The 20,127-nt window shown below is 75.0% G+C and carries 22 protein-coding genes; 19 read left to right on the top strand and 3 right to left on the bottom strand.

What is annotated here, in order from left to right; translation table 11 throughout:
* Nucleotides 1-23: 23 nt before the first annotated feature.
* Nucleotides 24-1,280 carry an SfnB family sulfur acquisition oxidoreductase gene (locus BUE45_RS09645; protein ID WP_073377859.1) on the bottom strand — a complete coding sequence of 419 codons (1,257 nt, stop codon included), beginning with the start codon at nucleotides 1,278-1,280 and terminating at the stop codon, nucleotides 24-26.
* A gap of 849 nt (nucleotides 1,281-2,129) precedes the next feature.
* On the opposite strand from BUE45_RS09645, the gene BUE45_RS09640 reads away from it, so the two are divergent.
* From BUE45_RS09640 to BUE45_RS09630, 4 genes are all read left to right on the top strand, one after another.
* Nucleotides 2,130-2,663: a cysteine dioxygenase gene (locus BUE45_RS09640; RefSeq protein ID WP_073377857.1), complete on the top strand. Its 534-nt coding sequence runs from the start codon at nucleotides 2,130-2,132 to the stop codon at nucleotides 2,661-2,663.
* Nucleotides 2,660-3,046 carry a rhodanese-like domain-containing protein gene (locus BUE45_RS09635; protein ID WP_073377854.1) on the top strand — a complete coding sequence of 129 codons (387 nt, stop codon included), beginning with the start codon at nucleotides 2,660-2,662 and terminating at the stop codon, nucleotides 3,044-3,046. Before BUE45_RS09640 ends, BUE45_RS09635 begins: the two co-directional genes overlap by 4 nt.
* A gap of 177 nt (nucleotides 3,047-3,223) precedes the next feature.
* On the top strand, nucleotides 3,224-3,358 hold the full coding sequence (locus tag BUE45_RS33800) for a hypothetical protein (protein WP_281256336.1): 135 nt from the start codon (nucleotides 3,224-3,226) through the stop codon (nucleotides 3,356-3,358).
* Complete coding sequence (locus BUE45_RS09630; protein ID WP_245832948.1) at nucleotides 3,355-4,695, top strand: YeiH family protein; 1,341 nt, start codon at nucleotides 3,355-3,357, stop codon at nucleotides 4,693-4,695. Before BUE45_RS33800 ends, BUE45_RS09630 begins: the two co-directional genes overlap by 4 nt.
* Before the next feature lie 146 nt (nucleotides 4,696-4,841).
* Here BUE45_RS09630 and BUE45_RS09625 read toward each other — a convergent pair whose 3' ends face one another.
* The gene (locus BUE45_RS09625) at nucleotides 4,842-5,399 is read right to left on the bottom strand and encodes a winged helix-turn-helix domain-containing protein (RefSeq protein WP_073377852.1); all 558 of its coding nucleotides are present in this window, start codon (nucleotides 5,397-5,399) and stop codon (nucleotides 4,842-4,844) included.
* Nucleotides 5,400-5,645: 246 nt separating this feature from the next.
* On the opposite strand from BUE45_RS09625, the gene BUE45_RS09620 reads away from it, so the two are divergent.
* The 5 genes from BUE45_RS09620 (at nucleotide 5,646) to BUE45_RS09600 (ending at nucleotide 10,206) form a co-directional block, all read left to right on the top strand.
* A complete protein-coding gene (locus BUE45_RS09620; protein ID WP_073377849.1) occupies nucleotides 5,646-6,524 on the top strand; it encodes a MetQ/NlpA family ABC transporter substrate-binding protein in 879 nt (292 codons plus the stop codon).
* A gap of 349 nt (nucleotides 6,525-6,873) precedes the next feature.
* Nucleotides 6,874-7,929, top strand: coding sequence for an ABC transporter substrate-binding protein (locus tag BUE45_RS09615; protein ID WP_073377847.1), 1,056 nt, complete (start codon nucleotides 6,874-6,876; stop codon nucleotides 7,927-7,929).
* 297 nt (nucleotides 7,930-8,226) lie between these two features.
* A complete protein-coding gene (locus BUE45_RS09610; protein ID WP_073377846.1) occupies nucleotides 8,227-8,565 on the top strand; it encodes a hypothetical protein in 339 nt (112 codons plus the stop codon).
* Nucleotides 8,565-9,335, top strand: coding sequence for an ABC transporter ATP-binding protein (locus tag BUE45_RS09605; protein ID WP_073377845.1), 771 nt, complete (start codon nucleotides 8,565-8,567; stop codon nucleotides 9,333-9,335). The genes BUE45_RS09610 and BUE45_RS09605 overlap by 1 nt, the downstream gene beginning before the upstream one ends.
* Nucleotides 9,328-10,206, top strand: coding sequence for an ABC transporter permease (locus BUE45_RS09600; RefSeq protein WP_073377844.1), 879 nt, complete (start codon nucleotides 9,328-9,330; stop codon nucleotides 10,204-10,206). Before BUE45_RS09605 ends, BUE45_RS09600 begins: the two co-directional genes overlap by 8 nt.
* 63 nt (nucleotides 10,207-10,269) lie before the next feature.
* Here the strand turns inward: BUE45_RS09600 and BUE45_RS09595 are convergent, their stop codons facing one another.
* Nucleotides 10,270-11,058, bottom strand: coding sequence for a sulfite exporter TauE/SafE family protein (locus BUE45_RS09595; protein WP_073377843.1), 789 nt, complete (start codon nucleotides 11,056-11,058; stop codon nucleotides 10,270-10,272).
* A 122-nt stretch (nucleotides 11,059-11,180) separates the two neighbouring features.
* Here BUE45_RS09595 and BUE45_RS09590 point away from each other — a divergent pair, with 122 nt between their 5' ends.
* The 10 genes from BUE45_RS09590 to BUE45_RS09550 all read left to right on the top strand — a co-directional run bounded on the left by BUE45_RS09590 (nucleotide 11,181) and on the right by BUE45_RS09550 (nucleotide 20,110).
* Entirely contained in the window at nucleotides 11,181-11,933 is a 753-nt protein-coding gene (locus BUE45_RS09590; protein ID WP_073377842.1) for an IclR family transcriptional regulator, read from the top strand.
* A 148-nt stretch (nucleotides 11,934-12,081) separates the two neighbouring features.
* Nucleotides 12,082-13,089, top strand: a complete 1,008-nt coding sequence (locus BUE45_RS09585) for an NrtA/SsuA/CpmA family ABC transporter substrate-binding protein (RefSeq protein ID WP_073377841.1) — start codon at nucleotides 12,082-12,084, stop codon at nucleotides 13,087-13,089.
* A gap of 23 nt (nucleotides 13,090-13,112) precedes the next feature.
* A complete protein-coding gene (locus BUE45_RS09580) occupies nucleotides 13,113-13,967 on the top strand; it encodes an ABC transporter permease (protein ID WP_073377838.1) in 855 nt (284 codons plus the stop codon).
* A 19-nt stretch (nucleotides 13,968-13,986) separates the two neighbouring features.
* Complete coding sequence (locus BUE45_RS09575) at nucleotides 13,987-14,691, top strand: ABC transporter ATP-binding protein (protein WP_084737088.1); 705 nt, start codon at nucleotides 13,987-13,989, stop codon at nucleotides 14,689-14,691.
* A 451-nt stretch (nucleotides 14,692-15,142) separates the two neighbouring features.
* On the top strand, nucleotides 15,143-16,231 hold the full coding sequence (locus BUE45_RS09570; protein WP_073377836.1) for an ABC transporter substrate-binding protein: 1,089 nt from the start codon (nucleotides 15,143-15,145) through the stop codon (nucleotides 16,229-16,231).
* A 33-nt stretch (nucleotides 16,232-16,264) separates the two neighbouring features.
* On the top strand, nucleotides 16,265-17,203 hold the full coding sequence (locus BUE45_RS09565) for an ABC transporter substrate-binding protein (protein ID WP_073377834.1): 939 nt from the start codon (nucleotides 16,265-16,267) through the stop codon (nucleotides 17,201-17,203).
* Nucleotides 17,204-17,237: 34 nt separating this feature from the next.
* Entirely contained in the window at nucleotides 17,238-18,197 is a 960-nt protein-coding gene (locus BUE45_RS09560) for an LLM class flavin-dependent oxidoreductase (protein ID WP_073377832.1), read from the top strand.
* On the top strand, nucleotides 18,187-18,354 hold the full coding sequence (locus BUE45_RS32475) for a hypothetical protein (protein ID WP_178378496.1): 168 nt from the start codon (nucleotides 18,187-18,189) through the stop codon (nucleotides 18,352-18,354). The genes BUE45_RS09560 and BUE45_RS32475 overlap by 11 nt, the downstream gene beginning before the upstream one ends.
* A complete protein-coding gene (locus BUE45_RS09555; RefSeq protein ID WP_073377830.1) occupies nucleotides 18,344-19,483 on the top strand; it encodes an LLM class flavin-dependent oxidoreductase in 1,140 nt (379 codons plus the stop codon). Before BUE45_RS32475 ends, BUE45_RS09555 begins: the two co-directional genes overlap by 11 nt.
* Nucleotides 19,484-19,660: 177 nt before the next feature.
* The gene (locus tag BUE45_RS09550; protein WP_073377828.1) at nucleotides 19,661-20,110 is read left to right on the top strand and encodes a winged helix-turn-helix transcriptional regulator; all 450 of its coding nucleotides are present in this window, start codon (nucleotides 19,661-19,663) and stop codon (nucleotides 20,108-20,110) included.
* Nucleotides 20,111-20,127: the final 17 nt, after the last annotated feature.

Here is a 20,127-nt window from a genome sequence, read left to right as displayed (position 1 = left end):
GGGGTCTCCTCCTCCGTTGCGGGTCAGATCTGCCCGTGCCGCGGGGGGCGGCGCCGGTTGAGGGCGTGCTCGCCCAGGTGCTGGACCTTCCAGCGCACCGGGTCGTGGACGGTGTGGGTGCGGGTGTCGCGCCAGAACCGGTGCAGGTTCTCGCCCTCGGCGGTGGCGCGGGTCCCGGCCACCTCGAACAGCGCCGAGGACACCTCCACCGAGGTCCGGCCCCCGGCGACCTTGGCGGCGGCCACCGCCAGGGAGGCCTCCGCGGTGGCGTCCCCGGCCCCGTCGGAGCCCGCGGCCAGCACCGCGTCCGCGGTGTCCACCCGCGCCGCGGCGGCGGCCAGCAGCGCCTCGGCCGCGCGCACCTGGACCTCCAGCTCGCCGAACCGGTGGACGAGCAGGGGGTCCTCGGCGGCGGTGTCCGCGCCGCTCTCGAACCAGGGGCGGCTCTTGGTGCGGACGAACTCCGCGGCCGTGTCCAGGGCGCCGCGCGCCGCGCCGACGTCGATGGCGGTGTGCAGCAGCTGGGCGAACGCGCCGAACGTGGTGGGCGACTCGAACGTGCGGTACTGGGGCAGCACCAGCGCGTCGGGCACCCGCACCCCGGACAGGTGGACGGTGCCGCTGGCGGTGGTGCGCTGGCCCATCCCGTTCCAGTCGTCCTCCACCCGCACCCCGGGGTCGGCGGCGGGCACGAGGGCGAGGTGCGGGCGGGGGCCCTCGGGGGTGTCGGCGGGGGCCACGACCGCGATCCAGTCGGCGAACAGCGAGCCGGTGGCGTAGTACTTCGTCCCCTCCAGACACCACTCGCCGCCGTCGCGTTCCAGCCTGGTGGCGTGCGTGTGGGCGGTCCTGCCCGAGCGCTCGGCCTGGGCGTTGCCGAGCAGCGCCCCGGCCAGGACGTCGCCGAAGACCCGCTCCAGGGCGGCGGGGCCGCCGCGCAGGCGCAGGGCGTTGAGGAACGCGAAGTGCGGCTGGGGGATCTGGGCGAGGCTGAGGTCGACGGTGCCGAGCAGGCGCAGCACCTCGGCGACGGTGGCGGCGCGCACGCCGGCGCCGCCCAGGGCGCGGGGCACGGTGATGCCCAGCAGCCCGGCGCCGGCCAGGGCGCGTACCTGCGCGCGGGGGAGTTCGCGGTCCCGGTCGCGTGCGGCGGCGCCCTCGGCCAGGCGGGGGAGGAGGGCGCGGGCGGCCTCGACGGCCTCGGCGTCGGTGGCCAGGACCCGGACGGGGGAGCCGTCGTCGGCGGGGCCTCGGGTGGGGCCGGTGATCGTCTCGGACACGGGGAACCTCCTGCTGTCGTGCACGCCGACCGGTGAAAACCTACCGGAATTATGGGGAATTACAGCACGGGTCGGCGTGCGTCGGGCGGTGCCGCCCGACCTTCGGCGTGGCGTCCGGTCAGGCGCACCGGGCGGGCCCGGTGGTCGCGCCCGCCACCGCGTACGTCCCCACCTCGGGGCGGTCGTACGCCCGCGCGGCGCCGCGGACCTTCGTCCGCGGATCGCGGCGGAGCGGGGCTGCGGGGGAGGGGGCGGGCCGGGCGGGGTGCGGGGTTCCGTGGTCGGACATCGGTGCCGCCTCCCGACGGGGTCGTGCCGGTGCCGCGGAGCGGGAGAACGCCCCGGGCCGGGTGACGGGCCACTCCGCGCATGGCGGCCCTCCCGGCCCGGGGCGTGGGGACCGGCCTCGCGGCGTCCGTCCGGCGGGGTGGCCCGGACGGGCGCGCGGGTGCGGCGGGTCCTGGCCGGCGGCTCCGCGATTCCGTCGGCCTCCCCTCCAGCCTGCGGCCTCTTAACCGATTTTGTCAACCAAAAAAGTAGGGAATATTGGCGGGGTGTCGCCGGCCGCGACACGCGGCGGCGGGAGGCGGGTCGCGGGGCCGGCGCCCCGGCCCGCCGCGGCCTGCGGCGACGGCCCGGGGCGGGTGCGGTGGAGGTGGTACGGCGTCCTACCAACTAAACCTGTAGGGAATATGGTTTACTGCGGGCATGGCAGTAGGCACAGGGGTACGCCGCACCTGGTGGAGAGCGTCCACCTTCGACGAGCGCTGTCCGTGAGCGGTGGGCGCGCAGCGCCGACCGCACCCCGACCACGTCCGTCCCGCCGCCCCAGCAGTGAGAAGAAGACCGATGACCGTCGACACCGCCGTCACCACCGCCCCGACACCGCTCACCCTGGACCGCCTGGCCGCGCTGACCGCCGAGGTGGCCGAGGAGGTCCGCCAGGGCCTGCACGAGATCCGCTTCGACGCCGAGAACCGCTGGTCCGTGCGCCTGCACGCCGACGACCACACCGACGTCTGGCTCATCTCCTGGACCCCCGACCAGTCCACCCGGCTGCACGACCACGCGGGCTCCCTGGGCGCCCTGACCGTCGTCGCGGGCGAGCTGGTCGAGCGGTTCTGGACCGGGGAGCTGCGCGAGCGCACGCACGCCGACGGCGGGGGCGGGCGGTTCCCCCTCGGTCACGTCCACGACGTCGTCAACGCCTCCGACGCCCCGGCCGTCAGCGTGCACGCCTACTCGCCGCCGCTGACCGCCATGCACTACTACGAGGTGGGCGGCGACGGCGCCCTGCGCCGCACCGGCAGCATCCTGACCACCGACCCCGAGCCCGACGTCCCCACCCTGGGCGACGTCCCGTCCCGGGGGGAGCGCCGATGAGCGCGATCGACCGGCTCCTCGGCGACCGGCGCGCCCTGCTGGAGCGCCTCACCCCCGGCGAGGCCCTGGCCGCCCAGCGCGGGGGCGCGCTGCTGGTCGACACCCGCCCGGCGGTCAACCGGGAGTCCGAGGGGGAGATCCCCGGAGCCCTGGTCATCGACCGCAACGTGCTGGAGTGGCGGCTGGACCCGACCAGCCCGGACCGGGTGCCCGAGGCCGACTCCGCCGACCGGCGCATCGTCCTGTTCTGCAACGAGGGGTACGCCTCCAGCCTGGCGGCGGTCCAGCTCCAGGAGCTGGGGCTGCACCGGGCCACCGACCTCATCGGGGGCTTTCGCGCCTGGCGGGGCCAGGGCCTGCCGGTGCTCGAACCCCGCCTCTGACCCGCCGGAGGCGGCCGGGCCCGGCCGGGGAGGTGCCGTCCGGGGCTGGCGCTCCGCGCGGCCATTAACTACACTAAATCAGTAGGTTTTATCTAGAATCACCCCGCGGCACCCCGCCGCGGACCCCCATCCCCCGGGGCGCCCGGACACCGGCGCCCGGAGAAACAGAGAAGGACCATGAGCGAAACACCCCCCACCGGCCCCGGGCGCCCGCGCCGCCGCCTCGGCGAGGACTGGGCCGCCACCCTCACCGGACTCGTCCTGCTCGGCCTCGCCCTCGTCGGCGCCATCCCGGCGGGGCTGATCCCGTGAGCGGCACGACGCCCGCCCCCGGCGACGGCGCGACAGGTCCCCAGGACACGGCCCCGGCCGCCGCGGCCCCCGAGACCCCCACCGACGGCACCGGGGCCGAGGGCGCCCGCGAGCCGCGGGCCGGCGGCGAGACCGCCACCACCACCGAGGACCCCGCACCCGCCGCACCCGCCGCACCCGCCGCACCCGCCGCCCCGGCCGCGGAGCCCGCCGCCGAGAGCGGGGACGGCGGGGAGGGCGCCCCGGCCGCCCGCGACAGCGCCTATTGGGCCTTCGCCGCCGCGGGCCTGCTGGTCGTCCTGGCGCTGGCCTCCACCACGCGCTTCCTGGAGGGATGGGTCCCCGAGATCGCCGCGGGCACGCCCCTCGCCGGGTTCGCCGAGGCCGTCGAGTACCCCGTCTACGCGATCCTGCTGGGCCTGCTCGGCAACCTCCTGCTGAGCCTGACCGGGCTGCGCGACCGCCTGGCCGCGGCGTTCCGGACCGAGTTCTTCATCAAGACCGGGCTGGTCCTGCTCGGCTCCACCGTGCTGTTCGACGTCATCATCCGGGCCGCGGGCCCCGCGATCCTCCAGGCGCTGTTCCTGGTCACCGCGGTGTTCCTGTTCACCTGGTGGCTCGGCGGCCGGTTCGGCCTCGACGACCGGCTGCGCGCGCTGCTGGCCTCCTCGGTGTCCATCTGCGGCGTCAGCGCCGCGATCGCCGCCGCCGGGGCCGTGCAGGCCCGCCGCGAGCAGCTCGCCTACACCGCGAGCCTGGTCATCCTGTTCGCCGTCCCGTCGATCTTCCTGCTCCCCTGGCTGGTCGGCGTGCTCGGCCTCAACGACGCGCAGGCGGGCGCCTGGATCGGCGGCAACATCGACACCACGGCGGCGGTCGCCGCGGCCGGTGCGATCGTCGGCGAGGACGCGCTCCAGATCGCCTCGATCGTCAAGTCCACCCAGAACGTCCTCATGGGCGTGGTGGCGGTGCTGCTGACCGCCTACTTCGCCTTCAAGGCGGCCCCCGCCGGGGAGGGCGCCGCCGCCCGCCCGGGCCTGGCCACGCTGTGGGAGCGGTTCCCCAAGTTCGTGCTGGGCTTCCTGGCCGCCTCGGTGATCGCCACGGTCTGGGCCAACACCGCGGGCGAGGGCGCCCAGGACGGACTGGACACCGCCAAGGCGCTGCGCGACTGGTTCCTCATCGCGGCGTTCACCAGCATCGGCCTGGAGTTCAAGCTCAGCTCGCTGCGCGAGGCGGGCTGGCGGCCGATCGGCGTCTTCGCCCTGGCCACCGCGTTCAACCTGCTGGTCGGCCTGCTGCTGGCGTTCTTCCTGTTCCGCGGCTTCACCTTCTAGCCGGGGCGCACGCGCGAGGGGGCGGGCCGGCGCCCGCCCCCTCGCCGCGCGCCCGGCGCCCCCGCCCGGAGGGGCGGGTGCCCGGCACGCACGAAGGCCCCCGGCCCCCGGGGTGGGGCCGGGGCGGCCGGGGGCGCGTACCCGGATCAGGACTCGGGGGAGAGCGCGCGGGGCCCCTGGTAGATGTACCCGACCTTGCGCACGGTGGCGATGAGGTCCCCGGCCGGTCCGAGCTTGCGGCGCAGCCGGTGGATGTGCACGTCGATGGTGCGCGAGTGCATCCCCTCGACGGCGCCCCACACCCGCTGCATCAGCTCGGCGCGGGTGATCGCGCGTCCGGGGGAGTCGGTCAGGCACTCCAGCAGCTCGTACTCCTGGTAGGTCAGCTCCACCTCGTGCCCGTCCGACCACACCCGGCGGGCGGCGCGGTCCAGGAGCAGGCCGCCGGCGGGCGGCAGGGGGCGGCCCCGGGGGTGGGGCTCGTCCACGACGACCCCGTACACCAGCATGTACTTGCCGCTCTCGGGCAGGGGCAGCACGCCCAGGAGCGAGTGCTCGCCGGCGCCGGCCTCCGGGGCGGGAGCGGTCGGGGGGACGGCGTTTCCGGCGGCGCCGGGGGTCGCCCGGGGGTCGGGGACGGCGGTCAGGGCCGGCCGGGCGGCCCGGGTGTCGGTCGCGGCTGCGGCGGTGTGTGCGGTGAGCATGACTCCATGATGCGCCCTATTGTCGATATTAGCTACCGTATTAGTCGGTAATATGGGTCCCGTGTGGCCGACGCCACGTGTCGCGGAGGTTAAAAAGGGAGATTTCCTACCAGGAAGGTTGGATAGTCTTCAATCGGGTCATCGGACGTCCCACCGGACACTCCGGTGCCCGCCGAGCGCCGACCCCGCACGGGTGCGCCGGAACCCCCCGCGATCCTCCACCCTCACGATCACGAAGGAGCGCACATGCGCACGACCTCAGCCGTCATCGGTGCCGCCGCCGCCGTCACCCTGGCGCTCACCGCCTGCGGCGCCCCCAGTGAGCAGGCCGCCGAGAGTAGCGGGGAAGAGGGCGCGGCGGAGGTCCTCCGCGTGGGCGTCAGCCCGGTGCCGCACGGCGACATCCTCTCCTTCATCGACGAGAACCTCGCCGAGGAGGCCGGCCTGGACCTGGAGATCGTCGAGATCTCCGACTACAACACCCCCAACACCCTGCTGGTCGAGGGCGAGCTGGACGCGAACTACTTCCAGCACCGCACCTACCTGAACGAGTGGGCGGCCAACGGCCCCGACGCCGACTTCACGTACATCACCGACGTGCACATCGAGCGCCTGGGCCTGTACTCCGAGGGCGTCGAGACCATCGACGACCTGCCCGAGGGCGCCGAGATCGCCGTGCCCAACGACCCGGCCAACCTCAACCGCGCCCTGGGCATCCTCCAGGCCGAGGGCCTCATCGAGGTGGACCCGGAGGCCGGCGAGCTGGCCACCGAGAAGGACATCACCGACAACCCGCAGGACATCACCGTCACGCCGCTGGAGGCCGCGCAGCTGCCGCGCGCCATCGCCGACGTCGACGCCGCGGTCGTCAACGGCAACTACGCCATCGAGGCGAACCTGCCCGAGGAGAGCAACGTCCTGGCCTGGGAGCCCGAGGGCGACGACTACGTCGAGGCCTACGCCAACGGCCTGGTGGCCCTGGAGGAGAACGCCGAGGACGAGCGCGTGCGGCTGCTCGCCGAGCTGCTGCACGACGAGCGCGTGCTGGAGTTCGTGAAGGAGTCCTGGCAGGGCGTCGTCCTGGCCGTGGACGCGGACGGCACCGTCATCGAGACCTCCGAGTAGGACCCGGCGGCACCGGCCGGGGCCCACGGGCGCCGGCCGGTCCGGCCGACACCCCGCGCCGCCTCCCGGCTCCTCTCCGGGAGGCGGCGCGCTGCTTCCGCGACGGGCGGTGGGGCTGCGCGCCCCACCGCCCGTCGTCCTTTCCGGGCCCGGGGGCGGATTCGCCGCTCCGGGCCGGGTTTTCGGGGGCGACGCGCCCTTTTCGTGTGCGAATCAGGTGAATCCCGTGCTCACCGCGGGCTCATGTGACTTGGATCACGTCGTGCCGAGTTCCCACAAATCCTACTAATTAAGTATGGTTTCTCCTGGTCGTACCGACCTCCCCCTCCGCTGTGAAAAGGAACCGATGATGAGCAAGCGCACCTCCGTGCTTTCCGCCGCCGCGGCGGTCCTGGCGCTGAGCCTGGCCGCGACCGCGTGCGGCGGCTCGGGCGGCGACGGCGGCGGGTCCGGGGACGCCGACACCCTGACCCTGGGCTACTTCCCCAACCTCACCCACGCCCCCGCGCTGGTCGGGGTGGAGAACGGGACCTTCGCCGAGGCGCTGGGCGACGTCGAGCTGCAGACCCAGACCTTCAACGCCGGACCGGACGCCATCAACGCCCTGTTCGCCGGCGAGGTCGACGCGACCTTCATCGGCCCCAACCCGGCCATCAACGGCTGGTCCCAGTCGGACGGCACGGCCCTGCGCATCGTCGCCGGGTCGACCTCGCGCGGCGCGGGCCTGGTCGTGCGCGAGGACATCGAGAGCGTCGAAGACCTGCCCGGCACCACGATCTCCACGCCGCAGCTGGGCAACACCCAGGACGTGGCACTGCGCTGGTTCGCCCAGGAGCAGGGCTGGGAGGTCGACACCGAGGGCGGCGGCGAGCTGTCGATCCTGCCCCAGGACAACGCCGAGATCATCGACACCTTCCTGCTGGGCGAGATCGACGGCGCGTGGGTCCCCGAGCCCCACCTGAGCCGCCTCGTCAAGGAGGGCGAGGGCCACCTGCTGGTGGACGAGGCCGACCTGTGGCCCGAGACCGGCGGCGAGTTCGTCACCACGCACCTCATCGTCAACGCCGACTTCCTGGAGGCCGAGCCCGAGGTCGTCGAGAACCTGCTGCGCGGGCACGTCGAGACGGTCGACTGGATCAACGACAACTCCGAGGACGCCCAGGGCGCGGCCATCGCCCACCTGGAGGCGCTGACCGGGGGCGAGCTCGACGCCGAGGTCGTCGCCTCGGCCTTCGAGAACGTGACGTTCACCGTCGACCCGATCGCGGAGTCCCTGCGCGGCGGCGCCGAGCACGCCGAGGGGGTCGGCCTGCTGGACCCGGTCGACCTGGAGGGCATCTACGCCCTCGACCTGCTCAACGGGGTGCTGACCGAGCTGGACCGCGAAGAGGTCGCCGGCTTCTGACCCCGGGACGGGGGCGGCGGGGTCCGGGAGGGCTCCGCCGCCCCCGCGCCGCCTGATGTGATCTGGATCACTTTCGGTGCGGGCCCGGGCGTGCGGACGGGCCGCCCGCCGGCCCCGGCGGCTCTGAGCTGCGCTTTCGGTCCGCTTTTGTGCGCTTCGCGGGGCGGTGGCGGTGTGCGCCGGGGCGCCCTCGCGGGAAACGTCGCGGACCTGGGGCGACGCGCCGGGTTTCACAAATCCTACTTATTAAGTAGAGTTTGGGGCGTCCCGAAGACCGCGCCCGAAAAGGACCCCTCCATGCGTGTGCCCCCGCCGCGGACCGCCACCGCGGCCCCGCCGCCCCCGGCACCGGCCGGGGGAGCCCGCCGCGGGCCGGTTCGACTCCTCGCCCGCGCACCGGGCGGGGCCCCGCCGCGGACCGCCGGGAGCGCGTCCGGCCCCGACCGCACCGCCGCGGCGCCCGGCGACACCGGCGTCGCCGCGCCCGCACTGCTCACCGGAGCCGACCCGGCCGGGACCCCCGGCCCGCTCGGCCCCGTCCACCTGACCGGAAGCTACGTCCCGGGCCCGTCCGGCGCCCTCCCCGCGGGGGAGCGCCGGGCGCCGGCCACCGGGCTGGAAGGGGAGGGGCCCTGATGACCGCCATCACCGACACGCCCCCGCGGACCGCCGCCGTCGACATCAACGACATCTCCAAGGTGTTCGGCCACGGCGGGGGAGCCGTCACCGCCATCGACGGGATGTCGATCACCGTCGGGACCGGGGAGTTCCTGTCCATCGTCGGCGCCTCCGGCTGCGGCAAGAGCACCCTGCTCTCCCTCGTCGCCGGACTCGACCGGCCCACCACCGGCACCGTGGACGTCTGGGGCCACCGGGTCTCCATGATGTTCCAGGAGGCCGCGCTGTTCCCGTGGCTGAGCGTGGGCGCCAACATCGAGGTGCCCATGAAGGTCAACAAGGTGCCCAGGGCCGAGCGCAGGGCCCGCGTCGGCGAACTCCTGGACCTGGTGCGCCTGACCGGGTTCGAGCGCAAGCAGCCCCACGAGCTGTCCGGCGGCATGCGCCAGCGCGTCGCCCTGGCCCGGGCCCTGGCCCAGGACGCCGACGTGCTGCTGATGGACGAGCCCTTCGGCGCCCTGGACGCCATGACCCGCGACATCCTCCACGACGAGCTGGAGCGGATCTGGCAGGAGAAGGGGCTGACGGTCCTCTTCGTCACCCACAACGTGCGCGAGGCGGTGCGCCTGGGCGACCGGGTCGTGCTGCTGTCCAGCCGCCCCGGCCGGGTCATCTCCGAGTTCCCGGTGGAGGGCGAGCGGCCCCGCCGCATCGACTCCGCCCCCATCGCGGCCCAGGCCGCGGCCATCACCGACCGGCTCCGCGAAGAGGTCTCCCGCCATGCCTGACACCGACGTGAGGGACCGCGACCGCCAGGTCCACGGGCTCGACGCCCTGGAACTCCAGCCCCAGCGGGGCGCCAACGAGGTCGGGCCGGGGGACCGGGCCCGCGCGCTGTGGTCGGCGACCTGGCCCAAGCTGGTCGCGGTCGTGCTGGTGCTGGCCGCCTGGCAGGCCGTGGTGTGGTCGGGGTGGCGCACCGAGTTCGTCTTCCCCGGCCCGGACAAGGTGCTGCCCACCCTGTTCGCCGAGGTCACCACCCCGGAGTTCTGGGTGGCGGTGCAGGTCACCATGCGCCGCGCCCTGACGGGGTTCGCGCTGGCGCTCGCCGTGGGCGTGGTCATCGGGCTGGCGGTGTCGCAGTTCAAGCCGCTGCGGGCGGCCATCGGGTCGCTCATCACCGGCCTCCAGACGATGCCGTCGATCGTGTGGTTCCCGTTCGCGATGCTGCTGTACGGCATCAGCGAGTCGGCGATCATGTTCGTCATCGTGCTGGGCGCCGCCCCGTCCATCGCGGGCGGCCTGGTGTCGGGCATCGACTACGTGCCGCCGACGCTGCTGCGGGCCGGACAGGTGATGGGCCTGCGCGGCGCGCAGCGGTACACGCTGCTGGTCATCCCGGCGGCGCTGCCGATGTTCGTCACCGGGCTCAAGCAGGGCTGGGCGTTCGCCTGGCGCTCGCTGATGGCGGGCGAGCTGCTGGTGATCATCAACCAGCAGAACTCGATCGGCTGGGCGCTCAGCCAGGCCCGCCAGCTCAACGACGCCGACCGGCTGCTGAGCTACATCATCATCGTGCTGGTGGTCGGCATCGTCATCGACGTGTTCTTCAACTGGGCCGACCGCGCCCTGCGCCGGCGCTGGGGGATCACCGCCTGACCCCGCCCGCGGGGGCCGCCCGGACCGGGGGTCCGCGGCGGCCCTTGCGCGTCCGCGGCCCGCTCAGCGGAGCAGGCCCACGAGGTACACCGCCCCGGTGAGGCAGACGAGGGCGCCCAGCAGGAAGCGCAGCGGCTGCTCGCCGACCCTGCGGGACAGGACGATGCCCGCCAGCGAGCCCAGGGCGCCGCCCGCCCCCAGGGCCAGCCCGGTGTCCCAGTCGGGGGCGGCCGGGGCCGCGCCGAAGCCGACGCCGTCGAACACCGCGTAGGCCGTCAGACCCACGACCGACGTGGTGAAAGTGGTGGTCAGCGCCACCACCGCGGCCCGCGCGGTCAGCCAGCCCGCCACCCCGATGAGCAGCGGCGCCAGCAGGGACCCGCCGCCGATGCCCACCGCCGCGCCCAGCAGCGCGGCGCCGCCCGCCGCGCCCGCGAGCAGGCCGCGCCCGCCGCGGGCGACCCCGGGGCGCCCGGCGTCGGGCGCGGTGCGGGAGGGGAACAGCAGGCGCAGGCCCGTCCCGAGCAGGATCACACCCAGCAGGGCGCGAAAGAGCAGCGGGTCCGCCAGCCAGGTGACGCGCACCGCAGCCCCGGCTACCGCACAGGGCACCGCGGCGGCCGTCACGGTGAGCATCTCGGCGCCGTTGCCGCGCGCGGAGCGGGCGAGCCGGGCGATGCCCAGCGGGGTGGCCACCACGTTGTAGAGCAGGTTGGTGGCGCTCACCTGGGGCCCGTGCATGCCCAGGGCGCCGAGCTGCACGGGCAGGAGCAGCACGGCCCCCGAGACGCCGACGGGGGCGGTCAGCGCGGCGACGGCGAATCCGGCCAGGGCGGCCGCGAGGAGTTCCACCCGATGAACCCTATCGGTTCAGTGGGAAATAGGGGAGTCCGGACCGGCCCCGCGCTGTGGTTCAGTGAACCCTGAGAGCTCCGCCGCCGCGGCGGACCCGACAGGGCGAGGGGAAGCGCACGATGGAGGAGGAGTCCCGGCCCGCCGGGTCGCAGGCCGTGGTCCGGGCGCTGCGGGTACTGCACTGCTTCCGCGACCACGGCCCCGAGCTGGGCGCCACCGACATCGCCCGGCTGCTGGACCTGCGCACCAGCACGGCCCACCGGCTGGCGCGCACCCTGGTGTCGGAGGGCTTTTTGGAGCAGGACGCCGCCACCTCCCGCTACCGCCTGGGCGCCGCCGTCGCCGAGCTGGGCCGCGCCCTGTACCGGCACCGCGGCCTGTACCGGATCGAGCCCCTCATGGAGAGCCTGGCCGAGGCCACCGGCACCCGGCCCGGGCTGGCGATCCGCAGCGGCTCGCGCGCGGTGGTCATCGCGGGGGAGGCGGTGGACCCCGAGGCCGGGCTGAGCCTGTACATCCCGCTGCACGCCTCCGCGATGGGCAAGGTCCTGCTGGCCTGGGACCCCGCGGCCGACCCCTCCCGGCTGGAGCTGGAGCCGCTGACCGCCGGCACCATCACCGACCCGGACCGCCTCAGGGCGGAGCTGGAGCGGGTGCGCGCCCGCGGCTACGCCGTCAACGACGGCGAGTTCGCCGAGCACAAGCGCACCGTCGCGGTACCCCTGGTGGACGCGGTCGGCCAGGTGCGCATGGCGCTGGCCCTGCGCGCGGACGCCGCGGAGCTGCCCGTGGAGCGGTTCCCCGAGCTGGCCCGCACCGCCCAGGACTTCGCCCCCGCCTTCCAGAGGCTCCTCCTCCACCCCGCCGAGTAGGCGTCCGCGCAGGTCGGGGTATCTGTGCGGGTCACGCGGCGCCCTATTATCCATAAAACCTACTGGAAAGATTGACTTTGCCACGATGTGGCAAATACGGTGTGGTCATCCACCGGCCCGCCCCGGGCCCCTCTCGAAAGCGACCACCATGCCCCTACGCCGCACCCTGGTGCTCCCCCTGGCCGCCGCGCTCCTGGCAACGACCGCCGCCTGCACCGCCGACGGCGGGGCGGCCGAGGCCGGCGGCGGGGGCGCGGTCCTGCGCCTCATCGACCCCGGCAACGCCGGGCCGCTCGCCTACGCCAAGCGCGAGGGCGTCTTCGAGGAACGCCTCGCCGAGGTCGGCGCCACCATCGAGTGGGGCGGCTCCTACGCCTCCTTCACCGCCGCGAGCGAGGCCCTGCGCACCGGCGACATCAACATCCAGCAGGGCGCCCTCTCGCCCGCCGTCGGCGCCCTGGCCACCAGCGACGACCTGCGCGTGTTCATGGTCAGCGACCCCGCCGACCCGGCCGCGCCCCTGGCCGACGGCCTGGTCGTGCCCGCCGACAGCGACGCCGACTCCCTCGACGACCTCGTCGGCGCGCGCGTCGCCGTCAACCGGGCGGGCAAGGGCGAGTACCTGCTCCTGCGCGCCCTGGAGGCCGAGGGGCTGGGCCCCGACGACGTCGAACGCGTCCACCTCAACCCGCAGGAGGGCGCCGCCGCGTTCGCCTCCGGCGACATCGACGCCTGGTGGGCCATCGTCGACGCCTACCCCGAGGCCGTGGCCAACGGCGCGCGAACCCTCCTGACCAGCCAGGACGTGGACCAGGACGACCTGGGCATGTTCGCCGCCCGGATCGAGCTGCTCCAGGAGCACCCCGAGGCCGTCGAGGTGTTCTTCGAGGTCTACAACGAGCTGGTCCGCCAGGGCAACGAGGACCCCGAGGCCTTCCAGAACGTGTTCCTCGACGAGGGCCCCACCGCCCGCTCCGGCGACCGCCTGGAGGACGCGGTCGAGACGACCCGCCTGGCCCACGAGTTCCGGTACCCCGCCGAGGAGGACCTTGCCGCCATCGAGACCGTCGGCGGGGTCTTCCACGAGCACGGAATCCTCGCCGAGGCCGTCACCGCCTCCGAGGTCGTCTTCGACCCCTCCGCCGCAGCCGGCTGAACCCGCACCCACCGGAGCCCACCATGAGCGTGCTGTCCAACGCCCCCGCCGTCCCGGACACCGGCCCCGGGGACGACCTGGAGCGCCCCGCCTTCCTGGGGGCGCGCCGCCGCCCGCCCGCGCTGTCCCTGGCACTGCGGCTGAGCGTCCCCCTGGCCGCCCTGGCGCTGTGGTGGTGGGGGGCGGGGACCGGGTTCGTGGACCCGGCGGTCCTGTCCACCCCGCCGGACGTCCTCCAGGCCCTGCGCGAACTGGTCGCCACCGGACAGCTCTCCGAGTTCCTCGCAGCCTCCTTCACCCGCGCCGCCCTGGGCGTCGCGGCGGGGGTGACGGCGGGGCTGGTCCTGGGCGTGGCCGCCGGGCTGTCCGCCCTGGGCGAGGAACTCGTGGACCCGTCCATGCAGATCCTGCGCGCGGTGCCGTTCCTGGCGCTGGTGCCGCTGTTCATCTCGTGGTTCGGTGTGGACGAGACCTTCAAGGTCGTCCTCATCGCGGTGTCCGCCGTCGCCCCCATGTACGCGTACACCTACCTGGGCGTGCGCGGGGTCGACCGCAAACTGGTGGAGGCCGCCCGCGGGCTGGGCCTGGGCCGGGCGCGGCTGGTGGCCGAGGTGATCGTGCCGACCGCGCTGCCCAGCATCCTCATGGCGCTGCGCATCTGCCTGAGCGTGAGCCTCACCGGCCTCATCGCCGCCGAGCAGATCGGCACCACCGCGGGCATCGGCTACCTGGTCACCCTCGCCCAGCAGTACTACCGCACCGACTACATGGTGCTGTGCATCCTGATCTACGCCGTCATCGGCATCGTCATCGACCTCGCCATCCGCCTGGCCGAACGGCGGCTGATGCCCTGGCGCGCCCACGCGGCCGCCCGCTGACACCCCTGGAGGGACCGCCATGACCACGGCCGTCCGCCTGCGCGGACTGCGCAAGGCCTTCGGAGCCAAGACCGTCCTGGACGGCGTCGACCTGGACGTCCCGCGCGGCGCGTTCACGGCGCTGCTGGGGCCCAGCGGCACCGGCAAGACCACCCTGCTGCGCATCCTCGCCGGGCTGGAGGAGCCCGACGCGGGCGAGGTGGCCGTGCCCCGCCGCCGCACCACCGTCTACCAGGAGCCGCGCCTCATCCCGGCCCGCCGGGTGCTGGCCAACGTCACCCTGGGGCAGCGGCGCGGCCCCCGCACCCGGGCCGCGGCGGAGCGGGCGCTGGCCGAGGTCGGCCTCGCCGACAAGGCGCGGTCCTGGCCCGCCACCCTGTCGGGCGGGGAGGCCCAGCGGGCCGCGCTGGCGCGGGCGCTGGTCCGCGAGCCGCAGCTGCTGCTGCTCGACGAGCCCTTCGCCGCCCTGGACGCGCTGACCCGGCTCCAGACCCAGGACCTGGTGGCCGAGCTGTGCGCCCGCCACCGCCCGGCGGTGCTGCTGGTCACCCACGACGTGGACGAGGCGGTCCGCCTGGCCGACCGGGTGCTGATCCTGCGGGAGGGCCGCATCGCCCTGGACCGCGACATCGGCGCGGACCACCCCCGCCACCGCGACGACCCCGAGGTCCTGGCCCTGCGCCGCGACCTCCTGTCCGAACTCGGCGTCGCCACCGCCCACTGACCGCCCGCCCGCGGCCTTCGCCGTCCACATCCGCCGACAGGCCCCCCGACAGGCCCCGGGACCCGCCCGCCGAGGAGGGCACCGGCCCGGTCCCCGCCGGAGCGGACACCCGCCACCCGTCCCGACCGGGGTCTGTGCCGTACCGGCCCCGGTCCGTCCTTCCGTCGTCCGCCCGTCATCCATCGCTACCCGCGCCGTCCCGGTTCCGGCTCGCGCCCTGCCGCCGTACGACTCGTCCCGCTCCCGGGCCCGACCGGCCCGGATCGGCCCGCCCTCGGGTTCCACCCGCGGTCCTCGCCGGAGCGGACGCCCGCCACCCGTCCCGCCCCACCCTGCCCTTCCGTCCCTCCCGCTCCGCCCCCGCCTCCCCACCGGTCCTGCTCCAGCCGCTCTCCCCTTCCGTCCCTCCCACACCCGCTTCCCCATCCGTCCCTTCCACCCAGGAGCCTCCATGACCACGCACGTCACCGAAGCCTCCGAGGCCGCCGGCGTCACACCGCCGCCCGGTGTGGACCGCATCTGGTACACCCGCTGCCCCGTCCCCACCGCCAGCGGCCTCGCCCTCAAACTCGGCTGGCTCACCTCCGCCTTCAACGACCACGGCCTGACCGTCGGCGTCCTCCAGGACGCCCCGCCCGAGATCGCCGCCCACCACTTCGACCACCGCCTGCGCGGCCTCTTCCGCGAGGGCGGCAGCGTCCCCGCCCTGGCCGCCAGGTCCGAGGGCGCCCCCACCCGCCTCATCGGCCTCACCTGGATCGACGAGGGCCAGGCCGTCCTCACCCGACCCGACACCGGCATCACCGGCCCCGCCGACCTGGCCGGGCGGCGCGTCGCCGTCCCCGGACACGCCGCCACCCCCGGGCGGAGCTTCCCCCGCGCGATGGCCCTGCACGGCCTCACCGGCGCGCTCGCCCTCGCCGGGCTCACCCTCGACGACGTCCAGCGGGTCGAGGTCTCCGCCGCGTTCGAGCCCTCCGTCGGAGCGGACGCCCGCGGCGGCGACTGGCCCGGCCTGTCCGCACTGGCCGCGGGCGAGGTCGACGCCGTCTACGTCAAGGGCGCCCGCGCCGCCGAGGAGGGCGCCGCGATCGGCGCCGTCGTCGCCGTCGACCTGGACGCCGCCCCCGACCCGCGCTCGCGCGTCAACAACGGCACCCCGCGCCCCATCACCGTGCACGAGCGCACCCTGGAGGAGAACCCCGAGCTCGTCACCGCGTTCCTCGTCCAGACCCTGCGCGCCGCCGACTGGGCCGCCACCCGCCCCGAGGAGGTGCGCGCCGTCCTGGCCGCCGAGACCCGCTCGGGGGCCGCCGGCGTCGACCGCGCCTACGCCGACGGGTTCCACACCGGCCTGGCCCCCGACCTGTCCGAGGGCCGGCTGGACCTGCTCGACCGCCAGCAGCGCTTCCTCCACGACCACGGCTTCCTGGCCGCGCCGGTGGACGTCCGCGCCTGGGCCGCCCACGGACCGCTGGCCGAGGCGCACCGCGTCCTGGCCCGCGAGCACCCCTCCCTCCCGGAGAACCCCACCGGCTGAACCGCCCCCCGCCCCACCACCAAGGAGCACCACATGACCAAGGTCGGGTACTTCCCGCACAACAACTCGCTGTTCGTCCTGCGCCACCGCGGCATCCTGGAGAAGGCCCTGCCCGACGTGGAGTGGGTGGACCTGCGCGACCTGCCCCAGGGGGCACGGCCCGAACCCACCGAGGGGCTGCCCACCGTCCACGCCGACCACCTCTTCGACGGCGGCTACGACTTCATCGGCACCGGCTTCACCCCGCCCATCACCGCCCAGGGGCACGGCCTCGACGTCGTCTACGCGGCCGTCTCCGGGCCCCGGGTGGAGAACGGGCGGCTGCTCGTCAAGGCCGACTCCGACATCCGCACCCTCGACGACCTCCGGGGGCGCAGGGTCGGCATCGCCCACGGCTCCTGGCAGACCACCCTGCTGCTGTTCGCCCTCGAACACGCCGGCCTCACCTGGAAGGACGTCGTCCCGGTCGACACCGGCGTCAACGCCGGGCACCTGTTCCTCGACGGCGGGATCGACGCCTGGGTCGGCGCCTACCCGGGGCTGAAGGCGGTGGAGGAGCAGGTGGAGACCCGCGACCTCGTCGCCACCGACGGGCTGTTCAGCCACCGGTCGCTGTGGTTCACCCGCCGCGACTTCGCCGAGGAGCGCACCGGCGAGCTGGCGGCGATCGTGAACGCGCTCCAGGAGTCCGACGCCTGGATCGGTGCGAACCCGCGCGAGGCCGCGGAGATCTTCGTCGCCGACGCCCGCGAGCGCGGCAACCCCGACACCGACCCCGACGCCTGGGAGCACGCGCTGCGCACCCGGCCGTTCGGCCTGCACCCGGTGACGGAGGAGTTCGTCGCCGAGCAGCAGCACGCGGCGGACCTGCTGCACGGCGCGGGCCTGCTGCCCGCCCGGCCCACCGTGGCCGACGCGGTGTCGGAGAAGGTCAACGCCCTGGTCCCGCCGGTCCCGGGAGGCGCCGCATGACCGGCCCCGCGGACGAGCGCACCGGGGGAGCCCGATGACCGAGGTGATCCTGCGCCTGCCCTCCGGCCCGGCCCCCGAACGCGGTCTGGGACCGGCGGCCACGGACATGCGCGGCGGCCTGTACGGGCCGCTGGAGGAGGCGTTCCAGACCTGGCGGGCCGCCGAGATCGCGGGGCTGGCCGGGGTGCTCGCCCCCGACGACCCGGACGGAGAGGAGCCCTGGACTGTCGCCGCGGGGGCGCTGCGCTCCGGCCGCCACCTGCGGGCGGTCGCGGAGTTCGCGCCCTCGTTCGCCACCCCGGTGTACGCGGCCAAGATGTCGGCCACGCTCCAGCGGTTCACCGGGGGGCGCCTGGGGTGGAAGGTGACGGTGGGGGGAGACCCGGCCGAGCGCGCCGCCCAGGGGGACACCGTCACCGGCGCGGACGCGCTGCGCCGGGCCGACGAGTTCCTGACCGCTGCCAGGGGGGTGTGGCAGGAGAGGCCGTTCACCTTCGAGGGGGACTTCTACCGGGTGCTCGAAGGCGGCTTCGGGCACCCGCTCTCGGGCGGCCCCTTCCCGACCGTGTACCTGTCGGGCCGCACACCGGGGGAACTGGACCTTTCGGCGGCGCACGCCGACGTCCACCTGCTGCGGCTCGGGGACGACCCGGAGGCCGTGCGCGCCGAGCTGGACCGCCGGGCCCCGGGGCGCGCGGTGCGGCTGGGCGTGGAGCTGTCGGTGTCGGTGCGCCACGTCGGACAGGACGACGGGCCGCCGGAGGAGGTGTCCGGACGCTGGGGCGGGTTCGCCTCCCTGGGGCACACGGTCCCGGAGGGGTTCGTGGGAACCCCGGCGGAGCTGGCGGCCGAGTTCGACGCCCTGCGCCGCCGCGGCGTGACCGTGTTCGTGGTCGAGGCCCGGCCCGCGCTGGCCGAGGCGTACCGCCTGGGCGAACACCTGCTGCCCGCCCTGGCCGACCTGGAGCGCGAGGAGACGGCCGATGCCCGCTGACGCCCCGGCCGCGCGCCCCGGCCGGGGACGGCGGCCCGCCGGCCCCCGGCTGCGGGTGGTGCGCGTGCGCCGCCCGGCCGCGGGGGCGCCCGACGCCGTGCGGGTCCTGCCGCACGTCCTGCACACCACCGGAGAGGAGGCCGACCGTGTCCGTTGACTTCTACTGGCGCATCGGCATGCACGGGGACCAGCGGTCCCTCACCGAGCGGGCCGCCACCCGCGGCGACTGGGAGCCCGGCGGTCCCGGCCGCATCGCGCCCGCCCTGCGGGGCGGGGCGCCCGACGGGTACGCCTACGTCGAGCACATGGCGGACGTGGCGCGCTCGGCCGAGGCGGCGGGGTTCTACGGCGGGCTGATGCCGTCGTTCCCGTTCACCGACGACCCGTGGGCCACCGCGGGGCTGCTGGCCCGCGAGACCCGCGGCTTCCGGTTCATGATCGCGTTCCAGCCGGGGTTCCTGAACCCGGTGCACGCGGCCCGCATGGCGGCGAGCCTGCAACGGGCCACCGGCGGGCGGGTGGTCTACAACGTCATCACCGGCGGCGGGGGGCCGGCGCAGCTGTGGTGGGGCGACGAGGTCGCCCACGACGACCGGTACGCGCGGACCTCGGAGTTCCTGCACGTCCACAAGGGGGTGTGGAAGGAACGGCCGTACACCTTCGACGGGCGGTTCTACCGGGTCCGGGACGGCGCGCTCCCGGAGGCGCTGGCGGCGCAGGACCTGCCGGAGATCTACTTCTCGGGGTCCTCTGCGGCGGCGATCGACGCGGCGGGGCGCCACGCCGACCACTACCTGTCCTGGATGGAGCCGACGGCGGCGCTGGCGCGGAAGTTCGCGTCGGTGCGCGAGCACAGCGCGGCGCTGGGGCGCACGCCGCGGTTCGCGGTCCGGGTGGACGTGGTCGCGCGGCGGACCGAGAGGGCGGCGTGGGACGTGGTCCGCACCGGGTTCGAGTCGGCGGACCCGGCGGCGCTCGCGCGGTGGCGGACGGGGGACTCGGTGGGGGCGGCGCGGAGCCTGTCGTTCATCGACGGCCCGGTCTCCGGGTACCGGGACCTGGAGGTGGAGCCGAACGTCTGGGGCGGCTTCAGCCTGCTGCGCGGCGGCCCGGCGTTCGGCCTGGTGGGCAGCTACGCCCAGGTCGCGGAGAGGATCGACGAGCTGATCGCCCTGGGCGTGGACGCGTTCATCCTCGCCGGGGTCCCGCACCTGGAGGAGGCCCGGAGGGTGGGCGCGGAGGTGCTGCCCCTGGTCACCGGCGCCCGCAGGCCGGCCCTGGTCTGAGCCGTGCGCGGCGGGCCCGTCCGGGGATCCGGGCGGGCCCGCGCCGTGTCCGGGCGCCGTCTCAGGGAACGCGGAGCGATTCTCCCACCCGCGGCCGTTTTCGGTAGTACTTTGAAACCGCTCAGTAGAGGCCGCGGCCTCAACGTTTCAAGACGCGACCGAAGGGTGGAGGCCCGCATGCCCGACCAGGAGTGGACCGACCCGTACTGCCCGGTCGCCCGGACCGTCGACCTCCTCGGTGACCGCTGGTCGCTGCTGATCGTGCGCGACGCCCTTGAGGGGGTCCGCAGGTTCAGCGACTTCCAGCGCGGTCTGGGCATCGCGCGGAACATCCTCAGCGACCGCCTGCGCTCGCTCCTCGCCGCGGGCATCATGGCGCAGCGCCCCAACGAGCGCGGCACCCGAAGCGAGTACGTGCTCACCGACAGGGGGCGGGAGCTGTTCACCGTCGTCGCGGCCCTGCGCCAGTGGGGGGAGCGGCATGCCTTCACCCCGGGGGAGGAGCACTCGGTGCTCCTCGACACGGCGACCGGGGCGCCGGTTCCCCCGGTCGCGGTCACGGGTGCGCACGGCGGGGCACTGGACGAGACGAACACGCACGTGCGCAGGGTGGAACCGCGGGGGTGAGGGGGCTGTGCCCGGGC

The organism is Nocardiopsis flavescens (assembly GCF_900141985.1).
In the GTDB taxonomy this organism is placed as follows: Bacteria; Actinomycetota; Actinomycetes; order Streptosporangiales; family Streptosporangiaceae; genus Nocardiopsis; species Nocardiopsis flavescens.
The sequence above is the reverse complement of the archived record's forward strand: the minus strand, read 5'-3'. Positions and strand labels throughout refer to the sequence as shown.

Excerpts from the sequence above, each read along its gene's own strand:
- BUE45_RS09590 (WP_073377842.1), top strand. The coding sequence starts at position 11,181 with ATGGAGGAGGAGTCCCGGCCCGCCGGGTCGCAGGCCGTGGTCCGGGCG.
- BUE45_RS09635 (WP_073377854.1), top strand. The coding sequence starts at position 2,660 with ATGAGCGCGATCGACCGGCTCCTCGGCGACCGGCGCGCCCTGCTGGAG.
- BUE45_RS09560 (WP_073377832.1), top strand. The coding sequence starts at position 17,238 with ATGACCGAGGTGATCCTGCGCCTGCCCTCCGGCCCGGCCCCCGAACGC.
- BUE45_RS09620 (WP_073377849.1), top strand. The coding sequence starts at position 5,646 with ATGCGCACGACCTCAGCCGTCATCGGTGCCGCCGCCGCCGTCACCCTG.
- BUE45_RS09550 (WP_073377828.1), top strand. The coding sequence starts at position 19,661 with ATGCCCGACCAGGAGTGGACCGACCCGTACTGCCCGGTCGCCCGGACC.
- BUE45_RS09610 (WP_073377846.1), top strand. The coding sequence starts at position 8,227 with ATGCGTGTGCCCCCGCCGCGGACCGCCACCGCGGCCCCGCCGCCCCCG.
- BUE45_RS09615 (WP_073377847.1), top strand. The coding sequence starts at position 6,874 with ATGAGCAAGCGCACCTCCGTGCTTTCCGCCGCCGCGGCGGTCCTGGCG.
- BUE45_RS09585 (WP_073377841.1), top strand. The coding sequence starts at position 12,082 with ATGCCCCTACGCCGCACCCTGGTGCTCCCCCTGGCCGCCGCGCTCCTG.
- BUE45_RS09565 (WP_073377834.1), top strand. The coding sequence starts at position 16,265 with ATGACCAAGGTCGGGTACTTCCCGCACAACAACTCGCTGTTCGTCCTG.
- BUE45_RS09625 (WP_073377852.1), bottom strand. The coding sequence starts at position 5,399 with ATGCTCACCGCACACACCGCCGCAGCCGCGACCGACACCCGGGCCGCC.
- BUE45_RS33800 (WP_281256336.1), top strand. The coding sequence starts at position 3,224 with ATGAGCGAAACACCCCCCACCGGCCCCGGGCGCCCGCGCCGCCGCCTC.
- BUE45_RS32475 (WP_178378496.1), top strand. The coding sequence starts at position 18,187 with ATGCCCGCTGACGCCCCGGCCGCGCGCCCCGGCCGGGGACGGCGGCCC.
- BUE45_RS09580 (WP_073377838.1), top strand. The coding sequence starts at position 13,113 with ATGAGCGTGCTGTCCAACGCCCCCGCCGTCCCGGACACCGGCCCCGGG.
- BUE45_RS09600 (WP_073377844.1), top strand. The coding sequence starts at position 9,328 with ATGCCTGACACCGACGTGAGGGACCGCGACCGCCAGGTCCACGGGCTC.
- BUE45_RS09570 (WP_073377836.1), top strand. The coding sequence starts at position 15,143 with ATGACCACGCACGTCACCGAAGCCTCCGAGGCCGCCGGCGTCACACCG.
- BUE45_RS09640 (WP_073377857.1), top strand. The coding sequence starts at position 2,130 with ATGACCGTCGACACCGCCGTCACCACCGCCCCGACACCGCTCACCCTG.
- BUE45_RS09605 (WP_073377845.1), top strand. The coding sequence starts at position 8,565 with ATGACCGCCATCACCGACACGCCCCCGCGGACCGCCGCCGTCGACATC.
- BUE45_RS09575 (WP_084737088.1), top strand. The coding sequence starts at position 13,987 with ATGACCACGGCCGTCCGCCTGCGCGGACTGCGCAAGGCCTTCGGAGCC.